A 25,883-nucleotide genomic window follows, 5' to 3' on the forward strand; every position below is an offset into this window, starting at 1 on the left:
GTGCTCTCCTGGAACCGATCCGGCCTGGCTCGCTGCCGGCCCGAAGTTAAACAGACAGGTAAGTGCGCCGTACGTGCTCGTTGGCACTTAATTCCTGCATGGCGCCACTGTACCGTATTTGCCCTTTTTCAAGCACATAAACCCGATCCGAGACCAGTTCGGCAAAATGCAGATTTTGCTCAGACAGCAAGATACTGACACCGGCTTGCTTGAGCTCCAGAATCATCTGCACCATCTGCTCCACAATCACTGGCGCCACACCCTCGGACGGTTCATCGAGCAAGACCAGATAGGGGTTGCCCATCAAGGTACGCGCTACTGTCAGCATTTGCTGCTCGCCCCCGCTCATCTGTCCGCCGGGTCTGTCCTGCATCTGGCCCAGATTGGGAAACAGGCTGTACAAACGTTCAGGCTGCCAGTGCGGGGCTGCTGCGCCATCCGGCCAGCGCCGTGCTGGTTGACGGCCTACTTCCAGATTCTCCGAGACACTTAAATCGCTAAAGATGCGCCGCTCTTCGGGCACAAAGCCCAAACCGGCTCGTGCAATCTCAAAAGGCTGCTTGTCGTGAATGGCCTGACCCATGAACTCGATATGCCCATTGGATCGCTCCATCAAACCCATAATGGACTTCAGCGTCGTGGACTTGCCGGCACCGTTGCGCCCCATCAAGGCGACCACTTCGCCGCGCTGCACCGTCAGGGACAGATCAAACAGAATATGCGCAGCACCGTACCAGGCATTCAAGCCATCCACCTTCAACAATAACTGCTGGTCAGTTGCGGCCCGCTTGGCACCGGCTACTCCATCCTGCGTCATGCTGACTCCTTGTTCTCAAATGTCTTGCCTGTGCCAAAGTAGACCTCCTGCACCTTGGGATGCTGGCGAATATAGTCCGCATCGCCTTCTGCCACCAGCCGACCGCGCGCCAGCACCAGCATGCGGTCCGAGTGCTCGAACACCACGTCCATGCTGTGCTCGGTAAACAGCACACCCATATTGCGTTCGATCACCAGTTTTTTGGTCAGGCGCATCAGCTCATTACGCTCTTTGGGGGCCATACCTGCTGTGGGTTCGTCCATCAACAAAAGACGGGGATCGTTGGCCAGTGCAATCGCCAGCTCTACCCGCTTCACATCACCGTAGGCCAGCTCGCTGCAAGGCCGTTCGGCCTGCGCCAGCATACCCACCTGATCCAGTAAATCCAGCGCACGGGCCCGCTCGAACTGCGCCGCCCGACGCCAGAAGGAAAACAGTTTTTTCTGATGCGCCAACAAGGCCATCTGCACGTTTTCCACTACCGTCAAGGAAGCAAACGTCGCGGCGATCTGGAAGGTACGGCCCACGCCCATGGCCGCAATTTTGCGTGGCGCCAAACCCACCAGCTCCTGGTCCCCCAAACGCACCGAGCCCGCCGTTGGCGTCAACTGCCCGCCCACCATATTGAAGGTGGTGGTCTTGCCTGCTCCATTGGGGCCAATCAAAGCCAGGAACTCCCCGGCCTGCACATCAAATTCAATACCATCTACGGCCAGATTGCCGCCAAACGCTTTTTTAAGACCTCGTACTTGCAGCAAACTCATGACGATGCCTCCGGTGCGACACGACGATGCGCCCAACGTTTGAAAAACCCAGCAATACCCTGTGGGAAAGCCAGAACCAGCAACAGAATCACGCCGCCAAACAAGGCGCGCCAATACTGTGTGATACCCAGGAAAAAGTCCTGCAGCAAGGTGAATACGGCTGCGCCCACCACTGGACCGACCAGGGTTTGCAGCCCACCTAGCAAGACCATGACCAAGCCATCCACGGACTTGTTCACCGCAATCACCTCAGGCGAGACACTGCCTTTTGAAAACACAAACAAGGCACCAGACAAACCAGCAAATGTACCCGCCAAAATAAAGGTCAGCCACTGTACACGCTTAACGGGAATGCCGATTGCCTCAGCCCGCAAGGCCGAATCCCGACTGGCACGCATGGCGTAGCCAAAGGGTGAAAACAAGATGCGACGCAACAAGAAAGCGGCCACCACGACAACACTTAACGCAAAATAATAGTAACGATCTCCCGACAGCCACTCGGCAGGCCAGATACCGACCACACCATTGGAACCACCGGTAAAACTGTCCCACTGATAGACAATTGACCAAACAATCTGAGCGAACGCCAAGGTCAGCATGGCCAGATACACACCGGACAGGCGCACACAGAACCAACCAAAGATCAGCGCACCCAAACCGGCCACAGCGGGAGCCAAGACCAAAGACCAGCCCATGGACAAGGCCGCCGTTTTGAACAGCAAAGCCGCCGCATAAGCGCCCAAACCGAAGTAAGCGGCATGACCAAAAGAGTTCATCCCTCCTGGTCCCATCATGAAATGCAGGCTCAACGCGAATAAGGACAACACCAGAATATCCAAAGCCAGCACAGGCGCGTACGGGAACCAATCGCTCATCAAAGGCAAGGCCGCCATCACCCCCAGAACCACCAGCACCATGATCTGGAACGCTCCGCTACCGGCACGCAGGGGCGCTTCAATCGGCGCCGAGTTACGGCTGACGGCTTGTGCTCGCCCAAACAAGCCCCAGGGCCGAAATACCAGCACCACAGCCATGAAGATGAACTCCACGACCAGCGTCAATTTGGGAAAGGCAAAGTCCACGCCAAAGAAAGTGACCGTACCCAGAGCAATACACAATGCTTTCAATTCCGCGACAATCAGGGCAGCCACATAGGCACCGGGGATAGAACCCATGCCACCGACCACCACAATCACAAAGGCATCCCCAATCACGCTCAAGTCCAACAGCAGATTGGCGGGCTGACGCGGCAATTGCACGGCTCCCCCCAAACCAGCCAGGAACGCCCCCAAAGCAAAGACACCCGTAAAGAGCCAGGCCTGATTCACACCCAGCGCACCCAGCATCTGTCGGTCGTGGGTCGCGGCGCGCACCAGCACTCCCCAACGGGTACGGGTCAGCAAGAGCCACAGCAAACCCAGCACCACCGGGCCGATCACGATCAGCACCAGGTCATAAACCGGAAAAAAGCGCCCTGCAATGGAAATAGAACCGCTCAAGCCTGGAGCCAGCGGCCCCAGCAGATCTTCCGGCCCCCACACGGCCAAGGCCCCGTCATTGATCACCAGCACCAAGGCAAAGGTAGCCAATAGCTGGAACAACTCGGGCGCTTTGTAGATGCGCCGCAACAGCACGATTTCCAGCAAGGCGCCCAAGGCGCCAACCAACAAGGCCGCCACAATCAAGCCTGCCCAAAATCCCAGTGCCGACCCACCCATGAATTGCACGGTGGAATACGCCATGTAGATGCCCAGCATATACAGGGAGCCGTGTGCAAAGTTGACGATGCGTGTCACCCCAAAGATCAGGGACAAACCCGCCGCCACCAGGAACAAAGACGATGCCTCGGCCAGTCCGTTAAGGAACTGTACCCATAAACCCGATAAGGCCATTACTGCCTCGCGTCAGAAGTGGCGCGCCAGACGGCGCGCCGATCTACAAAATACTGCGTTCTTGGAATTATTGATTGGCCGCGGCAGGGCGCCACTGGCTGACTTGCTCATCCGTAGGCTGTACCTCTTTGCCATCCACATAACGGATATGGGTCATGATGCCCTTGCCGTCCTGCTTGGCCAGCACACCCACATAAGCCCCCTGCGTGGATTGCTGATCTTGCGTACGGTACGTGATGGGGCCAAAAGGCGTGACCACGTCCAGACCACGGAAAGCTTTGATCATGGCTTCCGTGTCGGTAGAGCCGGCTTTTTCAATGCCAGCGGCAATCGACACAATGGTGCTATAGCCAATAATCGTGCCCAGGCGAGGGTGCTCGTTGTACTTGTCCTGATAGGCTTTCAAAAAGGCATTGTGCTCGGGCGTGTCGATGGCATACCAGGGGTAGCCCGTCACAATCCAGCCTTCCGGCGTTTCCTCACCCAAAGGGTCCAGGTACTCTGGCTCGCCGGTCAACATGCTGACCACCGGCAAGGCAGGACTGAAGAACTGACGCTGATTGCCAGCACGAACCAGGCGGGCCAGGTCAGACGCAAACAAGACGTTAAAGACCGCATCCGGCTTGGCATCGGACAAAGCCTGCACCACGGCACCGGCATCGACCTTGCCCAGTGGCGTGGCCTGTTCAGCCACGAATTCGATATCGGGCTGGGCTTGTTTCATCAAGGTCTTGAAGGTGGCAACGGCGGACTGACCGTACTCGTAGTTGGGGTACACAATCGCCCAACGCTTCTTGTTCAGCTTGACGGCGTCAGGCACCAGCATGGCGACCTGCATATAGGTGGAGTTGCGCAGGCGGAATGTATAGCGGTTGCCATCGGCCCAGACGATCTTGTCGGTCAACGGCTCGCTGGCCAGAAAGAAAACTTTTTTATGCTTGGCGAAGTCGGTAATGGCCAGACCGATATTGGACAGGAAAGTCCCGGTCAGCACATCCACCTTTTCCCGCGAGATCAATTCCTCGGCAGCGCGTACGGCATCGCCAGGGTTGGAGTTGTCATCCTTGATGATCAACTCCAACTGCTTGCCGTGAATCCCCCCGGCCTGATTGATCTGCTCAACCGCCAGCTCCATCCCGTTTCGATAAGGCCCTAAAAAAGCGGGCTGGGATTTATAGCTGTTCAGCTCCCCAATCTTGATAACCCCCTCGGCGGCGGCGGTGGCCCCCAAGGTTTGCAACATCATCGTTCCTGCCAGTGCTACCCCTGCAAATGTCTTGTTCATTGTCTTCTCCGTGGGCTTGTGAGGCGAAACACGACTCAGCAACTTGTCTTGTTTTAGTGATTTAAAGTGTACACATGGTATTTTTGCGAGTAAATCGGCCAAGACCTAGGGATATACCCTTGAACACTTTAAACATAAAACACAGCAAGCCACGCAGAAGGCCGTTAAAGCAAGGAGGCCAAGAAGAAATGAGCAGAAAAAGTAGATAGCCTGAGAAGAAGGGAACCGCCGATATACAGTGACTACACTTAATAAGCCCAAAGATTAAAACGCAACCACCCCGCCTGGTTCCTGCGCGCGCCGAATCATGGATTTCATAAACTGCTCCATCATATCCGGCAAGCCGCTTTTGTACTGGGGAAATCCTCTAGAAGCTTTCATCTGGAAATATCAATACCTAAAGAATTTTGACGTTATATTCTCAAGAGATAAAAAAACGGTAGCCCCCAGGGCTACGCTTGAGGAGACAAGATGTTGAACTTCCCCCGTCGCTTCCCATCCCGACTGACCCTTGGTGTACTGACCACCAGCGTCTTGCTGGCCGCCTGTGCCAGCACTTCTGTCAATGATCGCAGCGTCACCATCAAGCGCGACAGCTATGGCACGCCGCACATCTATGCTGACAGCACCTATGGCTTGTTCTATGGCTATGCCTATGCCGTGGCCACAGACCGTCTCTACCAGATGGAAATTGCCAAACGTTCAGGCTGGGGAACGGTGGCAGAGGTTCTGGGGGCGGATTTCCTGGAGCTGGATAAAGTCACCCACAGCAATATCGACCCGGACGCCATCCGCAAACAATTGGCCGCCCTGTCCAAAGAAGACCGCGCCATGTTTGAGGGCTATGCCGCTGGTTTTACCCAGCGTGTGCGCGAGGTGAAAGCCCAGCGTGATACCTTGATGCCCAAGGAGTTTCTGGACCAAGGCTTTGAGCCTTCTGAATGGCAGCCCGAAGACATTGCCATGGTCTGGGTTGGCTTGATTCTGAACCGCTTTTTTGCCGGTACGGCGGAAGTGGCCAACCTGAATCTGCTGGAAACCTTAAAGGCAGACCAAGGCGCGGAACGAGGCGAACTGCTCTACAAACAACTGCGCTGGCTTAACGACCCGACCGCGCCCACTATCATTGCTCAGCCTGAAGCCCGGACCGCCCTGGCTGATCTGCCTACGCATTTGCAGGCCCTATCCACACAAGCCGCACAGGACTATCTGCACAAACAAGCCGTGGCGCTAGGCCCCACTGTGGCCGCCGGCACACCGACGGCCAGCAATGCCTGGCTCCTGGGCCCCGAAAAGACGACTCACGGCCATGCCGTGCTGTACAACGGCCCGCAACAAGGCTGGTACACCCCATCCATTACCTATAGCGTCGGCTTGCACGGTGCCGGCTACGACCTGACCGGCAGCACCGCCGTTGCCCTGCCCGCCATTCTGTTCGGCACCAATGGCCAGATTGCCTGGGGTTCCACAGTGGGTTCACTGGACACCAACGACGTTTACCAACTGCGTTTGAAAGACGGTGATCCGCATAGCTACTGGTACAACAATGCCTGGCGCCCCATGGAGCACAAGCAGGTGCACATCAAAGTGCGTGATCAGGACGATGTGACGCTGGACGTCTACCGTGCGGCTCAAGGTTATGTCAGCAGTTGGGATACGAAAAACAACACGGCCTACGCCAACCGCCGTAGCTGGCAGGGCCGGGAAATTGAAACCCTGCTGGGCTGGGCCCATGCGGCTAAGGCCAAGAACTGGGATCAATTCATGGCCCAGGCAGCCCGCGTCAGCGCCTCCATTACCTGGTTCTATGCCGACACCCAAAACAATATCGGTGCTGCTGCCTTGGGACGGTTGCCCCAGCGCCCGACCAATCAGGCCATCCAGTTCCCGGCCGCAGGCGACGGCAGCATGGAATGGCAAGGCTTTCTGAGCTTTGAGCACAACCCCAAAGTGCTGAACCCACAGCAAGGCTATATCGCCAGCTGGAACAACAAGGCCTACAGCGCCCTGCTGGCTGACAATGCCAACTTCTCTTACGTGGATCGAGTGCAGGAACTGCTGGCACCGTTACAAGCCAAGCAGCGCCTGAGCGATGAGGAAATCTGGGGCATCGACTCCCTGGGTGCGCGCTCGGATCTGAATGCGCGCTACTTCGCCCCCATCATCCAGCAAGCCGCCAAGCTGCCACGTGCCAGTGCCCTGGCCCGTCAGGCTGCCGAACAGTTGAAAGGCTGGGACTACAAGCTGCACGTCGCCAGCAACGGCAAGCATTACGAAGGTAGCGCCCCGGCTGTGATGCAGGCCTGGATGCAAGCCGCAGTCCCTGTATTCCTGAAAGGTCGTTTGCCTGACAGCGTCTACCAGACCTACACGCAAGGCCTGTACCCGGCCATGAATGACCCGCGTAGCGCCCAGCCAGCCGCTGCGGCCAAGCTGATCTGGAACGCTATCCAGGGCCCGGCGGCCGGGGTGCCACAAACGATTGATTTCCTGCAAGGTCGTCCCGCCCAGGAGCTGGTGTTGGACGCACTGGAACAAGCGGCCGCCTCCTTGCAGAAATCACAAGGCGCGCAAGCCCAGCAATGGCGTGCTCCCTCTGTTTCCATGCTGTTCGCGGCACGCAATGCGATTGGGGTGCCCTGGTCCGACCCTGCGTACGAGCGCCGCATCATGCCTTATCTGAACACCGGCAGCGCCCGCTTCCAGTACGTGCTTGACCCTGCTGGCGTGCGTATGTGCTCGGTGATGGCGCCGGGACAAAGCGGTTTCATCAATCCCAAAGGCCAAGCCGACGTCCATCATTCGGATCAGCTTGAGATGTTTGCGGCTTTCAAGTGCAAGAGTGATGCCATCAGCGCTCAGGACATCGACCAGGCCAGTCAGGGCAGCCAAACCCTGCGCTACTAAGTAGTCCATCACAAACGGGGCCTGGAGCATTTGCCGCTCCAGGCCCCGTTTCTTTTTACGCAGTCCGGCACGCTTAATCCTTCGTCACCACCTGATTGCGACCAGCGCGCTTGGCGTCATACAAGCGCTGGTCAGCCTGCACCAGCGCCTCTTCAATGACCTGACCGGGTTGGCACACCGCCAAGCCCATACTGGCCGTAATCTGGAAAGACTCGCGGTCATGGTTGTAAAAGGTTTGTTCCTGCACCTGACGCAAGAGCAAATCCGCAAAGCGCAACGCCTGCTCATCACTACGCCCGGCCAGAATCAACACGAACTCCTCGCCACCATAACGGGCAGCCAAGTCATGGGGTCCCAGATGCGCCTTGAATAAAGACGCGGTACGCGTCAAGACATCATCCCCTACCGAATGGCCGTGGGTATCGTTGATCTGCTTGAAATGATCCAGATCCACCATCAACACATGCAGTTTTTCCTGGACTGGCCCCTGCCCCAACTGACGACTGACCGCGCCCCGGTTCAGCAAGCCGGTCAAGGTATCGTGGGTAGCTTGTCGATATAAACGCAACAAAAGCCCCAGATGAAAATAATTGGCGGTCAGGGCAACAACCAGCAAGGCACTCAACAGCCAAAGATCCTGCAAACCTTTCGCGGTCATCCAGGTTCCCGAGCTGACGCTGGCCAAAATTTGCAAGGCAATCAACGCGCCCCCTACCAACGCAGATTCCAGCAAGGTAAAGGGAAAAATACTTAAGGTCGCGACCAACAGGAAAGGGATAAAACCGTAACCCAGAACCACGTAATGCCCAGCCCCCGAGAGCGTCAGCAGCATATACGCGTAAAAAGAGGCTGGCAAAATAAAGACTAGGCCACTCAACACATAAATACGGGTAATGCGCTGATGGCCATTAAACGCTAGCCATACACACGCGATCAGTCCCCCCAGGCTTAACACACGCACCGCCATTAAATGTGTAGGCCAGCCGGGCAAAACCAGCCAATCCATCAAAGTCCAAAGGGGAGTCAGCAAGGCAAATAGCAAGCCAACTAATACGACACGGCTGCGTAAATATTCCATTCGGGCATGAATGAAGTCACGAGAATGGTATTTCCCGCTCAGTGTGTCGCGCACCGAGCTGATACTGATCGCTTGCAAGTTTTTCCAACCTTCCAGAACAGTTCCCATCAATCAATTCGCCAAGAAGAAACAAAATAGCATGATGGCAATTTTTAGTTACATGCATTTAAAAAACAAGCTGTCAGTTCTTTCAGGGTCAGCCCATGCTGACCCCGGCTTACCATCACACCGTGTGAGGCTGCTTGCTCATCCAGCTAATGACCTCCTCCAACATCGGTTCACCCGAATCCTGGGGGCGCCACAACAAACCGAGCTGACCATGCAAACGCGGGTCGCTCCAGTCCAGCTCCAAGATACACAGCTCCGGGTAGACCGGCACCATGCTGCGCGTCATGGGCACTAAGAAATCACTGCCCACGGCTACACGCGCATTGGTATGCGCGTAGGCAGACTCGATCGCACAAGTGGGATACGGCAGGCCTTTGGCATCCAGGCTCAGCTCGAAACTGCGCCGCATGGGACTGTTTTTGGGGGGCAATATCCAGGGATACTCCAGCGTCTGCTCCCAGGTCACTTCATTTTGCCGGGCCAAAGGGTGATTGCGGCAAGCGGCCACCCCCAAAGGCACCATCCCCAAGGGCAAATACGCCATCGCCGGGTTGCGACCGGCTTCGTCCACACGGCCAATGACCAGATCCAGCTCACCCTGCTCCAGATTGCGACTTAACACATCCAGCGTGCCTTCCTGAATCCGGATATGGCATTGCGGATCGCGCTCGTACAGATACACCAACAGTTGCGGCAAATAAACTGCAGCCACCATAGGCGATATACCCAAGGTAAATTGCTGGCGAAATCCCTGCCTGTATTGCTCCAGCGTCGCGTTCATGCGATCAAGGCGGTTGAGCACCCCTTGGGCCTGGGAGACCAGCGCCAAGGCTGCCGGCAAAGGCTCAATACCGCGGGCATGGCGCTCGAATAAAGGCATACCGATACTGTCTTCAAAGTCCTTGAGCCATTTTGACAAAGCGGGCTGGGTCATATTGGACTGCCGGGCCACATCGCTCATGCTTTTCTGTTCGCACAAACGAATTAAAACCTGCAGATGCTTTAAGCGAATGCGTTCACTCCAGCTCATGGCTTACCTATATGAAAGAAGTATATATACCTGCAAGTTATTCAATTTAACATTATGGCTACTGCTTCCATAATGGGTATACCCGAAGCTACAAAATAGGCACGTCATGTCTCAGTCAGTACCCAATTTTTTATTAATCATTGCGGATCAACTCCGTGCGGACCATTTGGCGTGTTACGGCAATAAAGACATAAAAACGCCCAATCTGGATGCCTTGGCCGCTCGTGGTTGGAGTGCTGAGCGATTTTACGTCGCCACGCCGATCTGCATGCCCAACCGGGCTTCCCTGATGACAGGCCGCATGCCTTCGGTACACGGTGCGCGTCACAACGGCGTTCCCCTACCACTGGACTCCACCACTTTTGTCGATGTACTGCGTCAGGCAGGCTGGCGCACTGCGTTAGTGGGCAAGGCACATCTGCAAAATATAACGGATACCCCCCCGCTCTACCCACGCCCGGATGATCCGCCGACCAAGGGTGAAGCCCGCCCCCCCCTGCCAACCAACGATTACGGCCAGGAATGTGGGCAATGGTGGCGCGATCGCGCCGATCACAGTGTGCAACTCCCCTTTTACGGCTACGAGCACGTGGACTTGGCCATCGACCACGGCGATCAAGTCTGGGGCGACTATGGTCGCTGGCTGCAAAATGAACATCCTGAAATTGCCGCCCTGTCCGGCCCTGAAAACGCCATCCCGACTCCCGACTACGCGCTAAGCCGCATTGGCCAAGCCTGGCGTACCCGTGTGCCAGAAGAGTACAGCACCACGGCCTGGATTGGTGAGCGCACCCGCGCTGTACTGGATAAATATGCCCAGGAACAACAGCCTTTCTTTATTCAGTGCTCCTTTCCTGACCCCCATCACCCCTACACGCCGCACGGTCAATACTGGGATATGTACAAGCCTGAAGAAGTCAGCCTGCCCGACTCCTTCCACCTAAGCCCCCATCCCCTGCCCGCACACCTGCAATTGCTGCACCAGTTGCGCGATGACGACAAAGCGATTAAACACACTCCCACACTGTTTGCCTGCTCCGAACGCGAAGCCCGCGAGGCGATTGCCTTGAACTACGGTTCCATCACGCATATCGATGCCGAGATCGGGCGCATTCTGGACCATCTGGAGCGCACCGGCCAGGCGGAGAACACCATCGTCATGTTCATGAGTGATCATGGCGACTTCATGGGCGACCATCAACTCCTGTTGAAAGGCCCTGTGCATTACCAAAGCATTATTCGCAGCCCCTTTATCTGGTTTGACCCAAAGGATGCGAAATCTCAAGGCACAAGCACGATGGTCTGTTCTACCATTGACGTCGCGCCTACGGTTCTGCAACGTGCAGGCCAGTTGCCCTACAACGGTATTCAGGGTCGTTCCTTGCTGAAAGTGATACAGAACGAAGCCGTGGATTGGCGAATAGGCGTATTGATTGAGGAAGAAAACCAGCGCAAGCTGTTCAATACGCCTATTCGCACCAAGCTGCGCTCGCTGGTCACACAGCAGCATCGTCTAAGTCTGTACGAGGGCGGTCAAATCGGAGAGCTGTACGATCTGCAAGCCGATCCACTGGAACAACATAATTTGTGGAATGAACCTGACGCGCAAACGTTAAAAACAACGCTTTTGTGTCAATTGATCGACACCATGATGGCTCACAGCGAAACCAGCCCCCTGCCTTTGGCGATAGCGTGAGATAGATACTGTTACCTAACCCTATCTGGAGACCTCTATGCCCATCTTTTCCTTGCTGCGCAACGTAAGCATTTGTGCGCTGATCTTACCTTTGGCTACGCCAGTCCAAAGTGCCGAGGTGGCCACACTTGTTGTCAGCTCCGCTGCAGGCGGCCCGCTGGATGTCCTGGGTCGCATGTTGGCCCGCGAAGCCACGGCAACCACCGGCCAAACGATTGTGGTAGAGAACCGCGCGGGCGCAGCAGGCATGATTGCAGCCGAGGCGGTGGGCCGGGCCAAACCCGACGGCAATACCTTGTTGCTGACGCTGGACACCGTTGCCACGGCCAATCCGCATATTTACGTCAACAGCAAATTCAAGGTTGGGGAGTCTCTGGACCTGGTGTCTTTGCTGGGCACCTTTGACCAGGTTCTGGTGGTTCCCAGCAAGACTGGTATCACAACACCTGCCGAGTTTCTGGAGCGTGCCCGCGCCAAACCCATGAATTACGGCTCTGCCGGCATGGGCTCGCCAGGGCATTTGATGATGTCGGCCTTGACACAAGATAGCGGGATCAAGCTGGATCACATTCCATATCGCAGCAATAGCGCTGTGGTCAATGATATGTATGGCGAGCGTCTGGACAGCGGTTTTCTGACGATTGCCGGTGTTTTGGGGCCGATCAAGGAAGGTTTGCTCACGCCATTGGCGACTTCTGGCGGCAAACGCAATCCTTTATTGCCTGCAGTCCCTACATTGGCCGAAGCAAAGTTACCAGGCCTGGAAAACTTTAACGAGAGCTTCTCGTACCTGGTTTTCACCACCAAGGGTTCGCCTCCAGAGAAAATCAAAGCATGGAACGACTTGCTGAGCGATATCGTGAAACGTCCCTCTACCGCCGAGACTTTGCGGATGCTGGATATTCAAGCCTACGATTCGTCCAAGGTTTCTCCAGCCCAATGGGTGCAGCAGCGGAATGCGCGCTGGGAGCAGATTGTGCGGGATAACAATATTCGCTCTGATCAGTAATTGTTGGAATTGCAGCCCCTGGTTTCAGGGGCTGTTTTTTTTTGGGGCTGCGTAGGTGTTGCTGAGGGCAGGCTCAATGCTTGATGGCGAGGCAGCTCGCAAAAAGAAGGGAGCAGGAGCAGGGAGCCGGTTAGTGCAGGTGTAGCAGTGGTCGGGCTGAGCACTTGCCGGTGCTGCGCACCGGTGCCCTTGTCAGGAGATAGCTACGGGCGCATCCTGAACTCGCGGGGTGGTTCGTCCCCCGGACGATCCACAAGCGCCCCGCTCAAACAGCAGGATGCTTGCACCCCTACGCTATCTCCTGACCGCGGCAAGTACTCTGATCCGCCCGACCACTGCTACACCTGCACCAACCGGCAGACTCACACTACTCTGTTCCCTTCTTTTTAAGAGCCAACTGAATGGCTTAGTGCGGTATGAGATTTACTGTTTTTATGTCCCGTTGATAGTGCGAGGTCAATGGCGCCAGAAGTGACCACCGACAACAACAACAACAACAACAACAACAACAACAACAACAACAACAAATACCAAAGCCAAAGCCAAAGCCAAAGCCAAAGCCAAAGCCAAAGCCAAAAAGAGTAACGCCCAAAAAACTTAAAGCCCCCTCCGGCATCATAAAAAAGCTACTTAACCCCCACCCACTTTTTCTTCAACTCCAATCACCTCGCCTATCACTCACGTATTCAAACCAAGCTCAAGGCCTGCCTGAAGCATCCCAAAAAACACGAAATCACCGTTCAACAAATCCAAACCTTTTCTCCTCTCCAGTGCTGTTTGGGCTATGTACACGATGTAGCTTGTTTTCTTGTGGGGCCCGTGTCCGGCTTGTCGGGCGAGTCAGGACTCTTGCCGCGGGCAGTGTGACGGGGCGGGGTGCAAGGGTCGTGCTGTTTGAGGAGCACGCTTGCGGTTTGTACGGGGGACAAATCGCGCTCCGAGTTCACGACCCGCCCGCCCCGTCACACTGACAAGGGAACCCACGCGCAGCGTGGACAAGGGGCCCGCCAAGACAAGCCGGACACGGGCCCCACAAGAAAACCCTCTCGCTCCCCCGCATAGCCCAAACAGCACGATCAGAAGAAAGCCGCTGCATCGCCACAGCCCCAGTCACCTAAGCTCTGCCATGCCGCCTTTTAGCTCATCAAGGTAATGACGCCCTTGTGAACCAACAGCAACAGCAGAACCAGAAGCCAGCCTTAATCCAGGCTGATCCCCGCCCAAGTCACAATGTCATGCCAGTAATCCGCCTCCGCAGGCAGCCCTTTCCGAAACTCCTCAGCAGACACCTTGGACAGCAAATACCCCTGATCCAGTAACTTCTTACGAATCTCGGGATCAGCCAGCACTTTCTCCAAAGCCCCTTCAATCTTGGCAACGATCTCTGTATCCGTCCCGGCAGGCACAGCCAAAGCCCACCAGTTGCTGATCACCACATCCTTGTAGCCCAGTTCCTCCATCGTGGGGACATCAGGCAAGGCCGGGAAACGCTCCGGCAGGGCAACAGCCAAAGCCTTCAACCTCCCCTGCGGCAGAAAAGCTGCCCCCAAACCATAGCTGCTGACAAACATCTGCACTTCATTGCTCAACAAAGCCTGTATCCCCGGTGCCGAGCCTCGGTAATGAATCCCCAACATATCGCCTTCCAGAACCGCAGACAACTTCCAGGCCGATAGCTCGGGCGTCGTGCCTGCCCCGGGCGTCCCGTAGTTCACTTGCCCTTTGCGCTGCTGCACATAATCCCTGAATTCAGCCATATTCTTGACGGGCAACTCTCCATTCACATAAACAAACGCCGCCGCATCCGCCACCTTATTGATCACATACAAATCCTTGAATGGGTCATAGCCCATGTTCTTGTACAAGAACTGATTGATCACAAAATTATTGGTCGCCGAAAACAGCAAGGTGTAGCCATCCGGCTTGGAGCGCGCCACCATTTGCGTGCCGATATTGCCACCTGCGCCAGTCTTGTAATCCGTAATTACCGTCTGTCCCAACTCCCGAGACAGCTCAGGCTGCAAGATACGGAAAATAATGTCACCCGCCGCTCCTGGAGGGTAAGGAATCACTACCTTTACAGGTTGCTCGGGATAATCCGCCCAAGTCGGCCCTACCGTCGCCAGGCCAAGTGCCGCCGCAAGGCACGCCACAGTTTTCTTAATTACTTGCATCTTGTCTCCCTCCACGCGCCTTTTACAGGTCTATGCGCATCAAATCCGTTGCCAAGCGCAAATCGCCTTTGTAGCTTTTGCGAATATCCCGAGCTACTTCGTCCAGGCGCTCAGGCCCCATTAAATCAACCGGCAAATGATTACCCGCCGCACGTTTAATCACCGGACTGGTGGAGTCATAATGCCCAAAATGAGTGGCCACTAAACTCTTCACATTGGCTTTACAAGCGATTTCACCCAACTGCAAAGGGCTGGTATGCGCAAACGTTCCTACCCCTGATTCCTCACGATGCTTCAGGAAAGACTCGGGAAAGGTGCATTCATGTATCAGCAAATCGGCATCCTGCGCCAGCCGTATCATGGACTCGCAAGGAGCCGTATCGCCACTGAACGCCACCACTTTGCCCTCGGCCTCCATACGAATACCAAAACAATCCGTAATTTCGGTAGGAATGTGATCCACCACATCAATATAGATTTTGACGTCCTCATCCTCGTACATCAGGCCGGGCTCCACCTCGAAGACCTCCGGGCGTACGGCAGCCATGTTTTTTTGACGAGCCGGATAAGCTGCCCGAGCTTGAATATCCACACGAAACGCCCCGTTCTCGAAAGAATGATCCACAAAGTCCTGAGTCCCCTTGGGGCCAAAAACCTTCAGCCTGCCTTCGCGGTTGAAAACCCAGCTAGACAAGACAAAAAACGGCAAACCGCAGACATGGTCATAGTGCAGGTGACTTAGAAACACCCAAGGCACATCAGCCGGATTGATATTGGCCTTCACCATCTGACGCGTGGACCCTTCGCCGCAATCAAACAGGTAATTCTTGCCGTTATCCAGCGTCACCAAAATGGACGACTGGGCACGGTCCGGATCAGGCAACGCAGCGCCGGTGCCAAGCATGGTTATCTTCACGTAAAGCTCCTTCAAGCAGATAAAAACATCCGGCACCAGAACAGCGCCTCTTCGATAAAGTCATAAAGTTCTATTTTTAGGACTTTATGAAAAAAGTGTACACCTCGCCACTCAGCGGAATAACTTGGTGTTTTTACCTAGGAGTGTCGTAAAGGTGCGTTGCGCTTGCGATGACAGGCTTAAAAGCCAGGGGCCAGTTCAGTCTGGATACTGAGATATTTAGCGGGATAAAAGACCTGCGCCGCATAAACCAGTTGATTCGCACGGTTCATGATCAGGCGGATCACCCGCACGACCGGCATACCAATATCCATGCTCAAATGGCGCGCCAGATCGGCATCGGCTACCCGCACGGTAAGTGTTTGACGAACCGTATGAATCTGCTCACGAGCCAGACGATTCAACACCAGCAGCACAGGTTCCTGGCTCAATTCAGGTTGCAGTGTCTGAGCCAAGGTATTTAACACGTAGACCGTATTCAAGCTGTACGCCACACCATCGGCGTAATTGACGCGGCTGGTCCACCAATATTCATCAGGCAAGGACTGGCCCGTAATCTCTATGGGCAAGGCCCCTGCCCCGTGGCCCAGCTCCACCATGACCGAATCCAGACGCGTCAAATGCTCGATCAGAGCGTCCCAGTTGGTGGGTAGCATCAGCCAATGATCCTGAGCTACATCGCCAATGACAAAGGTCCCTTTGCCACGAGTGCGTTCAATCAGGCCTTCATTTTCCAGCTCGTCCAGCGCCGCCCGCACAGTTGCACGCGAGACGCCGTATTCCTGCATCAGCTCCTCCAGCGTAGGAATACGCGTCCCCACCGGCCATTCGCCACGCTCCAGGCGCGCTCGCAAGGTATATTTCACCTTGAGCGACAGAGGCAATTTGGACTGTTTGCGCAGTGAAGAACGTGTGGGATCAACCATACAAAAAGGCAACCGAGCACAGGAAAGTGACAAGTTCACATCATAGCCTGCGAGGCGATAAGCCGGAGATATCCCAAAAAGGTTTAATCTTGAACAAGCAAGGCGTTTATTTTCGCAAAAGTTGGCAAACGGAAATTAAACGGATCGGATACATTATCCCAATCATTGCTTAACTCTTGATACGAGCCCGAGCCCATGGATGTTTTGCCTTCCTCTGCCTCGCACTTGGCCCAAATTTACCTACTCGGTTCCTACCGACTCCTGGTTCAAGGACAATGCCGCGCACAAATCATTAATTACGATAAAGCGCGTATTTTATTGTCCATACTGGCTTTAGCGCAGGGAAAACCAATCAGCCGCAGCCGTCTGGCCGAAACGATCTGGCATGAAGACCCCATCAGTGTAGGCCGTGCTCGTTTGCGCCATGCGCTGCATGCCTTGCGCCGCGCCTTTGAGGGGTGTGACCAGGCCCTGCACATTACCAATGACACCCTGGCGCTGGACCCCAACCGTGCCCAAGTGGATGTGCTCAGCCTGCTGCAACACCCCAGCCAGCCCGCCCTTAGCGATCTGGAGCGTCTGAATCTGTATCAGGGCCCCTTGCTGGGACAAGTGAAACTGCATCATGGCGAACAGTTGCAAGACTGGTTGCAGGATACACAACACACTATTCGGCAAACCCTGTCTCAATGTCGTGACCGGTATATACAGTCCGGTCTGAGATCTTTGCCCACACCACAAGCAATCAGCTACCTTAAACGCTGGCTTGTGATCTGGCCTGAAGAAGAAAAACTGCACCAAGAACTAATTCGTCTGCTCAAACAAGAGGGCCAGCACGAAGCCGCCCTGCATGCTTACGAACAATGCTCCGTCTTGCTGGCCGACCGTCTGGGCTGCGAGCCCAGCGCCCAGACGCGCAACTTGGTGGATCTGCCCGTGCGCTCGGCGTCCAGCCCGGTCAAATCCTTGTCGACGAAAGTCAGCCTGCAGTTGCGTCCCTTGGCGGCAGTGGGTTTGTGCCTGCGCTTTGAACCCAGCCACCGCCACGCCCGCGAAAGGGGAGGTCAACTGCTGGAGCAAAGCCGCCAGACGTTGCGACATTTGATCGAACAACATGGTGCCTGGCCCTGTGAAGCTGGCCCCAATCAGTTGATCGCTTATTTTGGGTATCCAGAATTGCTGGAGTCACCCATCACTCAGGCGGTCGTATTGGCACGCGTTGCCGCGACCCTGCGCCTGGATGAGCACATTACGCTGAGCATCGCCCTTCATGCCGATCTGGCCATGGACGATCAAAGCGCCTGCCCAGACCCCTGGGGTCAATTGGCACAAGTCGTCTTGCCCTTGAGCTGGCAGGCCGCTCCCGGTGCACCACGCATCAGCGCACAGGCTGCCCTACGTCTGGCCAGCAAAGATATTCAACCCTCTGCAGGTCGCCAAAATGAGGCCCTGTGGCTGAACCTAAGCCCCTCCGACACAGACCACGCGCGTTTGACCAGCCGCGTTTATGGTCGGTCACAAGAGTTCGATCATCTGGTGCAAGCCTGGTCACATATCGGCTCGAATCGCACCTTGCATCACATCGCCATTCATGGTCGCGCGCATATTGGCAAAAGTCTGCTGGTGCAGTCTCTGGCGGACTATGTACAAAAAACCGCCCACCCCTGCATTATGCTCACTTGTCGTGAAGACAAGCGTCGTGTGGCCTGGCACCCAATTCGCCTCTGGCTGCACGAGCAAATTGCCGATTACATCACCTCGCAAAATGGCAAGCAGCACGATCCATTTTCCGTTCAAATCTTGCAAGAAACGCTGGAAATCAGCCCCAAACAGGCCCAGTCCCTGCACCAATGGTTAAACCATGGCCCTGAAGAGCAAGAACTGAACGAGCCATCCACCGCTCACATGGACTTGCTGTTCAACCTGCTCAGCGGCACAGGCAATTCGCCTCGCCGTCGCTTACTGATTATTGAAAACGTGCAATGGGCCGACCCGCCTACACAACGCCTGATCCGCTTGCTGGCACACACGGCCCCCCGTCACCCGACACTATTGCTCACGACCAGCCGCAAACCTGGTCATGGTCTGGAGCGTGCCGAGCACCTGAGCTTGCCTACGCTGGATCGCTCCAGCATCAACAGCTTGCTGAGCAATCAGCGCGGCCAGCGACTGGCGCGTGATAAACGCAGCCGCCTGGTTAAGTTAAGTGCGGGCAACCCGGGCCACGCCCATGAGCTGCTGCGCTGCCACGAGCTCAATAGCGAATGCAACGATGCCTTGTGCCTGACCGACCTGATCTGTACCCAATACCACAGCCTCTTGCCCGCAACACGCCACATTCTGACCAGCATTGCCTTGCAAGAGGAACCCATCGCCATTGACGAGCTGGCCCTGATGTTGCGTCTGGAGGGCACGACCTTGAGTGGTGGCCTGGATACGCTGGCTACGCTGGATTTGATCGATGTACATGACAAGCAAGTATCCTGTCTTCCCCTGGTCTCCCAGGCACTGAAACGCGTGGCCATGCACGAAGAGTTGCGCCAGGCCCACTACGCCATTGCCCAGCACGGTATACGCCGTCGTCATGCACCCGAGCAAATTGCTTGGCACCTGTGCGAAGCTGACAGCGCGGAGGCCGCATTTTGGTGGCAACGTGCCGCCCGCGAAGCCTTGGCACAAGACGACCTGCGTCAGGCCAGCCAATATCTGCAACGCTGCTTGAACCGCAGCGACCTGATCGACGACCTGCAGGTACGCCAAACCCTGCAGTTTGAATGCCGCATGCTGCAAGGCGCCATTGAATCGTCCCTGTATGGCCCGGCCTCAGCGTCTACCGCCATGGCTTATGAATTGGGGCATGGCTTGCATGACGAGCATGACTCCGATCAGGTCATGATCAGTTTATGGACAGCCTGGACGGCCTTTCAAGCCCAAGGTAATTTTGAACAAGCTTTGCAAAAAGCGCGCCAACTGCTGGCCCTGGCCAATGAAACCAGCCACGATCAAAACCGCAGTTGGGCTTTATATGCAATTGGTCAGCACGAACTATGGAAGGGAAATGTCACCAATGCCATCCAGACACTGAACCTGAGCCTGGCCGTCTTTGATGACCTGAAGGAACAGAACAGCCGTCTGGCCATTGCCGAGCACTTCCCGCAATCCATTACCTTTGGCACCCTGAGCGTGGCTTTGGCCTTGAAAGGCGATATGGAGGCGGCACAGCAGCACGCTCATCTCGCCTTGCAAAGCCTGCGTTCAGACACCACTTTTTCCCTGCGCGCCATCACCCATTTGTTCGTGATGCAGGCCCACTATCTGATGGAACAGCTTGAACACTGTCAGCAAGTGGCCGAGCTGTCCTTGCAAGAGCTACAAAGGTCGCATAACCCCGAGCCATGGTCTGCGCTTAGCCGCTCTTACCTGCACTATTGCCAGGTGATGCTGCAGGGTCGGGAAACCAGCCTGCAATCACTACTCGATTGCGTACAGACGGCGCAGTACGGGCTGCCCATCAGCGCCGATGGTCTGATGTGCCGAATTGCCCGCGCCATGATCCGCCTGGGACGCAGCAATGAGGCCATGCCCTGGCTGGACAAGGCCGCCGCTCAGGGCCTGCGCTATGACACAAACAGTTTGCGTGCCGAGCTGCACTGCGTACGTGGTGATGCCTGGATGGCGTTGGGTGAAAATGCACAAGCCTTGCAGGAATGGAATCTGGCTGAACAACACATGGAAAAATACGGCCTGCACCGCTACACAGACTGGATTCAGACACGCAGACAGGCGGTGCAAAGGCTCAAAGTCTAGTTAGCAAAAAATGCAGCCTGATTTACATGCCCCCAAGGACTTCGCCTTGTCCTTGGGGGCATGGCACATCAATAGTCGATAAACAAATCTGGCTTACAGCAGCCACTCGATCGGCAGGACAGACAAGACTCCGACTCCGGCTCGCCGCCAGATGCTGGCATTGGGCTCGGAGGTAAAAAAGCGCTCGGTACCGTCTTCGTTTAACTGAATCCATACCAGGTCGCCATTATTATCCAGTTCGACACGATAGCTACGGTAAGGCAAGACTTCCTCAAAGCTCCTGGACAAGGCTTGCGCCATTTCAGGGCTTTCGATAATAAAGCCCAGTTCCGTATTCAAATTGACCGAACGCGGATCGAAATTAAAGGACCCCACAAACAAGCGTTTGCCATCCACGGCAAAAGTCTTGGCATGCAGGGCCGAGCCCGAACTGCCAAATGGCCCCGAGCCATGACGGGTAGGTTTGTCCGTGGTGGGCCGCAGCTCCAGCAACTGCACCCCTGCCTCCAGCAAGGCTTTGCGTCGCTTCGCATAGCCCGCATGCACCGCAGCTACGTCCGTAGCCGCCAAAGAGTTGGTCAAAACACGCACCTTCATGCCAGGCCGTTGCATCATCGCCTCAAAAGCGCGTACGCCCGCCGCCGTAGGCACAAAATAAGAGGACACCAGATCGACCTGACTGGTGGGTTTGCCCAGCACATGGTCCATTTGCCAGACCATCAACTGCTCCGGATTGACCGGGCCCAAAGCCTTGGCCGGGTCATCACTGATCATGGTGGTACGCGCCCACTGGAAATCCAGCTCGCCGCGCACCAGATGGCTGACCAAATCCGATTCACGCAGCACCTGCTGATAATCCTTGGCGCGTGGCTGCTCCTGAGCCTCTTGCAACTGCGCCTGAAACGTCACCAGTGCTTGCGAACCACCTGTTTTGATCAGAGTATCGACCGGATAGGCCGACTGACTGGCCCAGTAGCGGTCGAAATCCTTGGAGACATCCTGTACCACGGCACCAATGGCCATCACGTCCAGGTCTGCAAACAACACGTCCTGGGTCGCGCCGAAATACTCATCACCCACATTGCGTCCACCAATAATGGTGACCTGGTTATCGACGGTAAAGGACTTGTTGTGCATGCGCCGGTTCAGACGGGAAAAATCCATCAGGAAACCCAGGGATTTAGGCCAGCGCAACACAAAGGGGTTGAACAGGCGCACTTCGATATTGGGATGGGCATTCAAGGCAGATAAAGAATCATCCAACCCCGTAATGCCATTGTCGTCAATCAACAAACGTACGCGCACGCCACGCTCCGCCGCTTGCAACAAAGTGCCCAGCATCAAGGTGCCAGTGGTATCACCCCGCCAAATGTAATACTGCACATCCAGCGTTTTCTGGGCGGCAAAGGCCAGCAAGGCGCGGGCGGCATACGCGTCGTGCGGATCAAACAAAGGGTAAATGCCGGACAAGCCAGGATGCTGCTGAACCATGGGAGTCACCGCCTGGCCAATCATGGTGTTCCGGGCCTGATCCAGCGGCAAAGCCTCGCTGTGGCTACGGCCCTCCAGCGAGGGCAGAGCGCAGCCTGTCAGGCCGGCCAGCAAGGCTCCACCCGCCATCAGGCTGCGCCAGAAAAAGGACGGAGCCTGGCCCGTAGAACGGGGTATTGTCGGCTTGTTGGCGGGGTCGATTTTCATGGGAGCATCTCTGTGGTCATGGACATCGCTCCACATAGTAGCACCGCCCACCCAAGGCATATTGACCACGATATGCAAGCAATACTTGCAGCCAGTGACAGAGCGGACAACAATAAAGCAACCCCTCGCACTTTAAACTTGAAATAAGCAGCATGCCCCCCGCAACATCCCCTACCTTACTGCCCCGCCACCTTGCCATTATTTTGCTGTTAATGCTGGGCAGCTCCTTTGCCGCCAACCATATTGCAGCAAAAGTCGCACTGGACCATGGTACCGGGCTGATCATCTCGGTTATTTTCCGCTCCGCCGTGGCTACTCTGGCCTTGAGCATGCTGCTCATCTGGCGCAAACAAGCCTTGCATGTGCCGCGTCAGTATCTGGGCTGGCAACTGTTGCTGGGCGCGCTGATCACCATGCAGTGCATGCTGATCTACTCTTCCATCGCGCGTATCCCCGTGGCCCTGGCCTTGCTGGTGGCCAATATGTACCCGATTCTGTTGGCCTTGTTGACCTGGATACTGGGCGGGCACAAACCGACTCGCAAGACCTCCATCATCATGGTGGCCATTCTGATTGGCCTCTTGCTGGCGCTGGACACCCCCAGCCTGATTCAGGGCGCAACGCTGGATGGGCAATGGGTGCTGGGTGTGGTGTGCAGCCTGCTGACGGCCCTGACGTTTGCCATGGGTCTGTGGGTTACAGAAAATAAACTGGCCCCTCTGCCCGGTCTGGTGCGCAGTTTCTGTACCATCAGCCAAACGCTGGTCTGCCTGATTGCGCTCAGCCCCCTGGGACTGCTGCCCGGTGGTTCTGCCTTGCCCCATGACGCCACAGGCTGGATTGCCCTGTCACTGGTCTGTGTGCTGTACACCACGGGCTTTGTCACCCTGTTTGTGCTGGCTCCCCGACTGGACATGACACGCAATGCCCCCTTCATGAACATGGAGCCGGTGGCATCCCTGATTCTGGGCTGGCTGATTTTAAAACAGACCTTGAACTCCACTCAATTGCTGGGTGGAGCGGTGGTGCTAAGCGGGATTGTGGCGCTGGCCTACCAACGCTCCCCACGCAAGTAAGCCTTAGGCCCTGGATAAAAGGCGCTGCCAAACACGCGGCAGCACGGCGATCAAATCCTCCGGAATCAGGCCGGGACCAAACTCCAGGGCGGCTTGTGAATGCAGCCAAACAGCGGCACTCGCTGCCTCAAAAGCAGGCATGCCCTGGGTCAGCAGACCGCAGACAAGGCCTGCCAAGACATCCCCGCTGCCCCCAGTGGCCAGCCAGGGCGGTGCGCAGGCATTGATCAAGGCCCGCCCATCCGGCGCAGCGATGACAGTATCCGCACCCTTCAGAACCAGCACGGCACCGCATTGTCGAGCGGCCAAACGCGCCGCCTCCAACCGATCCGGTGCAGTTTCAAAGACGCGGGCGAACTCTCCTGCATGAGGGGTCAGTACACACTGCTCATGCAAGGCATCGAGCAATTCCTGCGGCTGCTCTGCAAAGCTGCTGATGGCATCGGCGTCCAATACACAAGGCCGCTCGGTAGCCAGCAAGGCCAGGGTCAGGCGACGGGTTTGCTCGCCCAAGCCTGCCCCCGGCCCGATCAGCCAGGCGCGAATACGCTCGTCCGTGGTCAAGGTGTCACCCAGGGGAGCCACCATGATGCTGTCCAATGCGCCGGCATACACCGGCCAGACCGAAGGTGGCACGGCCATGCTGACCAGCCCTGCCCCTGCGCGTTGCGCGGCACGCGCTGCCAGACGGCTGGCTCCGGTCATCTGTTCGCCCCCGACCACCAAGGCATGCCCACGCGTGTACTTATGGCTCTGGGCCCCCAACTGCGGCAGATGAGCCTGCCACAAGGCCGGTTCATTCAACCAGGTATTGGCCTGTTGCAAGGCTGGCGCTGGCATACCGATGTCGGCCAATTCCAACTTGCCGCATAGGGTTCGCCCCGGATACAGAACATGGCCCGGCTTATAACGGACAAAGCTGACCGTCACCGTGGCAGGGGCGAGCACACCGCGTACCTGCCCGCTGGCACCATCCAGACCCGAAGGCACGTCAATGGCACAAACAGGAACCTTGGAAGCCGCCAGGGACTGGATCAAGGCGGCGGTGTCGCCTTCTACGTCGCGGTCCAAACCCGCACCCAGTAAACCATCGACCACCACGGAAAAACGTCGGAAATCCGGGCATTGCCTTTCCCAGCGGCCTTGCCACTGGCTTTGCGCCCAAGCTGCTGTCCCCTGTCGCACGGACGGGTCCACCAGGCTGAACACGGAAACCACTCGCCCTTGCTCACGCAGAATCTGCGCGGCCACCAAGGCATCACCGCCGTTATTGCCCGGCCCGCACAAGAACAGGACGGCTCCTTGCGGCCAGTGTCGCTGCACGGTACGCGCCACTGCACTGGCAGCGGCCTGCATCAATTGCTCGATAGATACCCCAAAACCCGGTGCCGCCGCATCCATGCTGGCGCACTGTGCCGGGTTGTACAGAGCCTCCTTTCCTGGGGGGGCACTCAGGGGCAAAAAACCATACTGGGACACAAAGGGCATGAGGGGCTCACAAAGACAGAAATCAAAACGTGCCTACGCTGCACGGGCTTGTCACCCGCTGGCGGCCTGCTGACAACAGCAGGCGTCAGGTCCTGGGCGGCCCGGACACAAAAAAAGAACGGGTCGCCGCCCGTTCTCTTATCTTAGTGCGAATTGTCTGAATGCAGAACTGTCACGCAAGCCCGTCTCTAGGCCGACAACTGCTCTTGTCTATCCTTGACAGAGCCTACTGACAACTCGCGTGGCACCTGCACCCCATTCTTGACCGCAATGATCTCGGCCATGATGCTGACAGCAATCTCCGCCGGGGTCTTGCTGCCTATGTACAAACCAATCGGGCCTTTGAGCTTGTCGATCTCCTGGGCCGTCAGGTCAAAGTACTCGGCCAGGCGCTCACGACGACTTTGGTTATTACGTCGTGAGCCAATCGCCCCCACATAAAAGGCACTGCTTTTGAGCGCCTCCAGCAAGGCCATATCGTCCAGCTTGGGATCGTGCGTCAGGGCCACAATAGCCGTGCGCCGATCCGGCACGCAGGCAATCACCTCGTCATCCGGCATCCCGCTGACCACGCGTACCCCCGCCACGCTCCAGCCTTGAATATGCTCACGGCGCGGATCGCAGACCGTCACATCAAAGCCATTGAACAAGGCAATGGTCGCCACGTATTCAGACAGTTGCCCGCCGCCGATCAACAAGAGTCGATAAGACGGCCCAAAGGTCACAGACAGACAATCCTGGCTTAACTGCAAAGCCGCCGGAACACGGGTGGCACTGCCCCAGGCACGGCCAGTGTGCAGGTCCACATGGCGTTGCACCAGATGACGTTGCTCCAGCAAACCGAGCAGGTCCGACAGCGCTTGGGGGCAGGGATTGAACTCCACCAGCAGCCGGATCGTCCCACCGCAAGGCAGGCCAAAGCGATGCGCCTCATCCGCACTGACGCCATACGTCAGCAACTGGGGACGGCCATCACCATGCAGGCGTTTATCCGCCCCGTCCGGGTCGTGATAGGCGCGGATCAGATCATCCTCGATACACCCGCCTGAAACCGATCCGACCACCGCCCCGCCCTTCTCCAGAGCCATGATGGAGCCCTCTGGACGGGGGGACGAGCCCCAGGTCTGCACAACCGTGACCAGGATCGCATCACGTCCTTGTGCGCGCCACGCGTGCAACTGGCGCAATACCCTGACATCCAGACTCTCCATA

The 25,883-nt window shown here is 56.5% G+C and carries 17 protein-coding genes; 5 read left to right on the forward strand and 12 right to left on the reverse strand.

Translation table 11 applies throughout. The features are described 5' to 3' along the window. Positions 1-46 precede the first annotated feature (46 nt). The 4 genes from AB7E06_RS15395 to AB7E06_RS15410 form a co-directional block, all read right to left on the reverse strand. Positions 47-817, reverse strand: coding sequence for an ABC transporter ATP-binding protein (locus tag AB7E06_RS15395; protein ID WP_094197616.1), 771 nt, complete (start codon positions 815-817; stop codon positions 47-49). Next, positions 814-1,581, reverse strand: a complete 768-nt coding sequence (locus tag AB7E06_RS15400; RefSeq protein ID WP_108728617.1) for an ABC transporter ATP-binding protein — start codon at positions 1,579-1,581, stop codon at positions 814-816. Before AB7E06_RS15400 ends, AB7E06_RS15395 begins: the two co-directional genes overlap by 4 nt. Then, on the reverse strand, positions 1,578-3,473 hold the full coding sequence (locus tag AB7E06_RS15405) for an ABC transporter permease (protein WP_094197618.1): 1,896 nt from the start codon (positions 3,471-3,473) through the stop codon (positions 1,578-1,580). Before AB7E06_RS15405 ends, AB7E06_RS15400 begins: the two co-directional genes overlap by 4 nt. A 67-nt stretch (positions 3,474-3,540) precedes the next feature. Further along, entirely contained in the window at positions 3,541-4,758 is a 1,218-nt protein-coding gene (locus AB7E06_RS15410; RefSeq protein ID WP_094197619.1) for an ABC transporter substrate-binding protein, read from the reverse strand. 471 nt (positions 4,759-5,229) lie between these two features. On the opposite strand from AB7E06_RS15410, the gene AB7E06_RS15415 reads away from it, so the two are divergent. Further along, positions 5,230-7,665 carry a penicillin acylase family protein gene (locus tag AB7E06_RS15415; RefSeq protein ID WP_427957511.1) on the forward strand — a complete coding sequence of 812 codons (2,436 nt, stop codon included), beginning with the start codon at positions 5,230-5,232 and terminating at the stop codon, positions 7,663-7,665. A 73-nt stretch (positions 7,666-7,738) separates the two neighbouring features. Here AB7E06_RS15415 and AB7E06_RS15420 read toward each other — a convergent pair whose 3' ends face one another. After that, complete coding sequence (locus AB7E06_RS15420) at positions 7,739-8,851, reverse strand: GGDEF domain-containing protein (protein WP_230019459.1); 1,113 nt, start codon at positions 8,849-8,851, stop codon at positions 7,739-7,741. A gap of 115 nt (positions 8,852-8,966) precedes the next feature. Beyond that, positions 8,967-9,881 carry a LysR family transcriptional regulator gene (locus tag AB7E06_RS15425; RefSeq protein ID WP_427957513.1) on the reverse strand — a complete coding sequence of 305 codons (915 nt, stop codon included), beginning with the start codon at positions 9,879-9,881 and terminating at the stop codon, positions 8,967-8,969. A gap of 106 nt (positions 9,882-9,987) precedes the next feature. On the opposite strand from AB7E06_RS15425, the gene AB7E06_RS15430 reads away from it, so the two are divergent. Together AB7E06_RS15430 and AB7E06_RS15435 are read left to right on the forward strand one after the other, a co-directional pair. Beyond that, on the forward strand, positions 9,988-11,577 hold the full coding sequence (locus tag AB7E06_RS15430; RefSeq protein WP_427957515.1) for a sulfatase family protein: 1,590 nt from the start codon (positions 9,988-9,990) through the stop codon (positions 11,575-11,577). A 37-nt stretch (positions 11,578-11,614) separates the two neighbouring features. Continuing rightward, positions 11,615-12,586 (forward strand): Bug family tripartite tricarboxylate transporter substrate binding protein, encoded by a 972-nt coding sequence (locus tag AB7E06_RS15435; RefSeq protein WP_094197624.1) that lies wholly within the window; start codon positions 11,615-11,617, stop codon positions 12,584-12,586. Between the two features lie 1,199 nt (positions 12,587-13,785). On the opposite strand, the gene AB7E06_RS15440 is transcribed toward AB7E06_RS15435, so the two are convergent. The 3 genes from AB7E06_RS15440 to AB7E06_RS15450 all read right to left on the reverse strand — a co-directional run bounded on the left by AB7E06_RS15440 (position 13,786) and on the right by AB7E06_RS15450 (position 16,602). Continuing rightward, on the reverse strand, positions 13,786-14,760 hold the full coding sequence (locus tag AB7E06_RS15440) for a Bug family tripartite tricarboxylate transporter substrate binding protein (RefSeq protein ID WP_321265431.1): 975 nt from the start codon (positions 14,758-14,760) through the stop codon (positions 13,786-13,788). Between the two features lie 22 nt (positions 14,761-14,782). Continuing rightward, complete coding sequence (locus AB7E06_RS15445; RefSeq protein WP_094197626.1) at positions 14,783-15,676, reverse strand: MBL fold metallo-hydrolase; 894 nt, start codon at positions 15,674-15,676, stop codon at positions 14,783-14,785. Positions 15,677-15,855: 179 nt separating this feature from the next. Then, positions 15,856-16,602, reverse strand: coding sequence for a GntR family transcriptional regulator (locus AB7E06_RS15450; protein WP_094197627.1), 747 nt, complete (start codon positions 16,600-16,602; stop codon positions 15,856-15,858). 195 nt (positions 16,603-16,797) lie between these two features. Between AB7E06_RS15450 and AB7E06_RS15455 the strand changes: the two genes are divergently transcribed. Further along, positions 16,798-20,409, forward strand: coding sequence for an AAA family ATPase (locus AB7E06_RS15455; RefSeq protein WP_249460134.1), 3,612 nt, complete (start codon positions 16,798-16,800; stop codon positions 20,407-20,409). Positions 20,410-20,502: 93 nt separating this feature from the next. Here AB7E06_RS15455 and AB7E06_RS15460 read toward each other — a convergent pair whose 3' ends face one another. Further along, positions 20,503-22,107, reverse strand: a complete 1,605-nt coding sequence (locus tag AB7E06_RS15460) for a phospholipase D family protein (RefSeq protein ID WP_346548979.1) — start codon at positions 22,105-22,107, stop codon at positions 20,503-20,505. Positions 22,108-22,259: 152 nt separating this feature from the next. Between AB7E06_RS15460 and AB7E06_RS15465 the strand changes: the two genes are divergently transcribed. Beyond that, positions 22,260-23,183 carry an EamA family transporter gene (locus AB7E06_RS15465; protein WP_094197630.1) on the forward strand — a complete coding sequence of 308 codons (924 nt, stop codon included), beginning with the start codon at positions 22,260-22,262 and terminating at the stop codon, positions 23,181-23,183. 3 nt (positions 23,184-23,186) lie between these two features. Here AB7E06_RS15465 and AB7E06_RS15470 read toward each other — a convergent pair whose 3' ends face one another. After that, the gene (locus AB7E06_RS15470) at positions 23,187-24,671 is read right to left on the reverse strand and encodes an NAD(P)H-hydrate dehydratase (RefSeq protein WP_427957519.1); all 1,485 of its coding nucleotides are present in this window, start codon (positions 24,669-24,671) and stop codon (positions 23,187-23,189) included. A gap of 188 nt (positions 24,672-24,859) precedes the next feature. Further along, entirely contained in the window at positions 24,860-25,882 is a 1,023-nt protein-coding gene (locus AB7E06_RS15475) for an XdhC family protein (RefSeq protein WP_321278629.1), read from the reverse strand. Position 25,883 lies beyond the last annotated feature (1 nt).

It is taken from the genome of Alcaligenes sp. (assembly GCF_050255915.1).
GTDB lineage: Bacteria > Pseudomonadota > Gammaproteobacteria > Burkholderiales > Burkholderiaceae_B > Alcaligenes > Alcaligenes aquatilis.

Bases quoted from the DNA above. Each gene is read 5' to 3' on its own strand.
- AB7E06_RS15395 (WP_094197616.1), bottom strand. From the start codon at position 817: ATGACGCAGGATGGAGTAGCCGGTGCCAAGCGGGCCGCAACTGACCAG.
- AB7E06_RS15400 (WP_108728617.1), bottom strand. From the start codon at position 1,581: ATGAGTTTGCTGCAAGTACGAGGTCTTAAAAAAGCGTTTGGCGGCAAT.
- AB7E06_RS15405 (WP_094197618.1), bottom strand. From the start codon at position 3,473: ATGGCCTTATCGGGTTTATGGGTACAGTTCCTTAACGGACTGGCCGAG.
- AB7E06_RS15410 (WP_094197619.1), bottom strand. From the start codon at position 4,758: ATGAACAAGACATTTGCAGGGGTAGCACTGGCAGGAACGATGATGTTG.
- AB7E06_RS15415 (WP_427957511.1), top strand. From the start codon at position 5,230: ATGTTGAACTTCCCCCGTCGCTTCCCATCCCGACTGACCCTTGGTGTA.
- AB7E06_RS15420 (WP_230019459.1), bottom strand. From the start codon at position 8,851: ATGGGAACTGTTCTGGAAGGTTGGAAAAACTTGCAAGCGATCAGTATC.
- AB7E06_RS15425 (WP_427957513.1), bottom strand. From the start codon at position 9,881: ATGAGCTGGAGTGAACGCATTCGCTTAAAGCATCTGCAGGTTTTAATT.
- AB7E06_RS15430 (WP_427957515.1), top strand. From the start codon at position 9,988: ATGTCTCAGTCAGTACCCAATTTTTTATTAATCATTGCGGATCAACTC.
- AB7E06_RS15435 (WP_094197624.1), top strand. From the start codon at position 11,615: ATGCCCATCTTTTCCTTGCTGCGCAACGTAAGCATTTGTGCGCTGATC.
- AB7E06_RS15440 (WP_321265431.1), bottom strand. From the start codon at position 14,760: ATGCAAGTAATTAAGAAAACTGTGGCGTGCCTTGCGGCGGCACTTGGC.
- AB7E06_RS15450 (WP_094197627.1), bottom strand. From the start codon at position 16,602: ATGGTTGATCCCACACGTTCTTCACTGCGCAAACAGTCCAAATTGCCT.
- AB7E06_RS15455 (WP_249460134.1), top strand. From the start codon at position 16,798: ATGGATGTTTTGCCTTCCTCTGCCTCGCACTTGGCCCAAATTTACCTA.
- AB7E06_RS15460 (WP_346548979.1), bottom strand. From the start codon at position 22,107: ATGAAAATCGACCCCGCCAACAAGCCGACAATACCCCGTTCTACGGGC.
- AB7E06_RS15465 (WP_094197630.1), top strand. From the start codon at position 22,260: ATGCCCCCCGCAACATCCCCTACCTTACTGCCCCGCCACCTTGCCATT.
- AB7E06_RS15470 (WP_427957519.1), bottom strand. From the start codon at position 24,671: ATGCCCTTTGTGTCCCAGTATGGTTTTTTGCCCCTGAGTGCCCCCCCA.
- AB7E06_RS15475 (WP_321278629.1), bottom strand. From the start codon at position 25,882: ATGGAGAGTCTGGATGTCAGGGTATTGCGCCAGTTGCACGCGTGGCGC.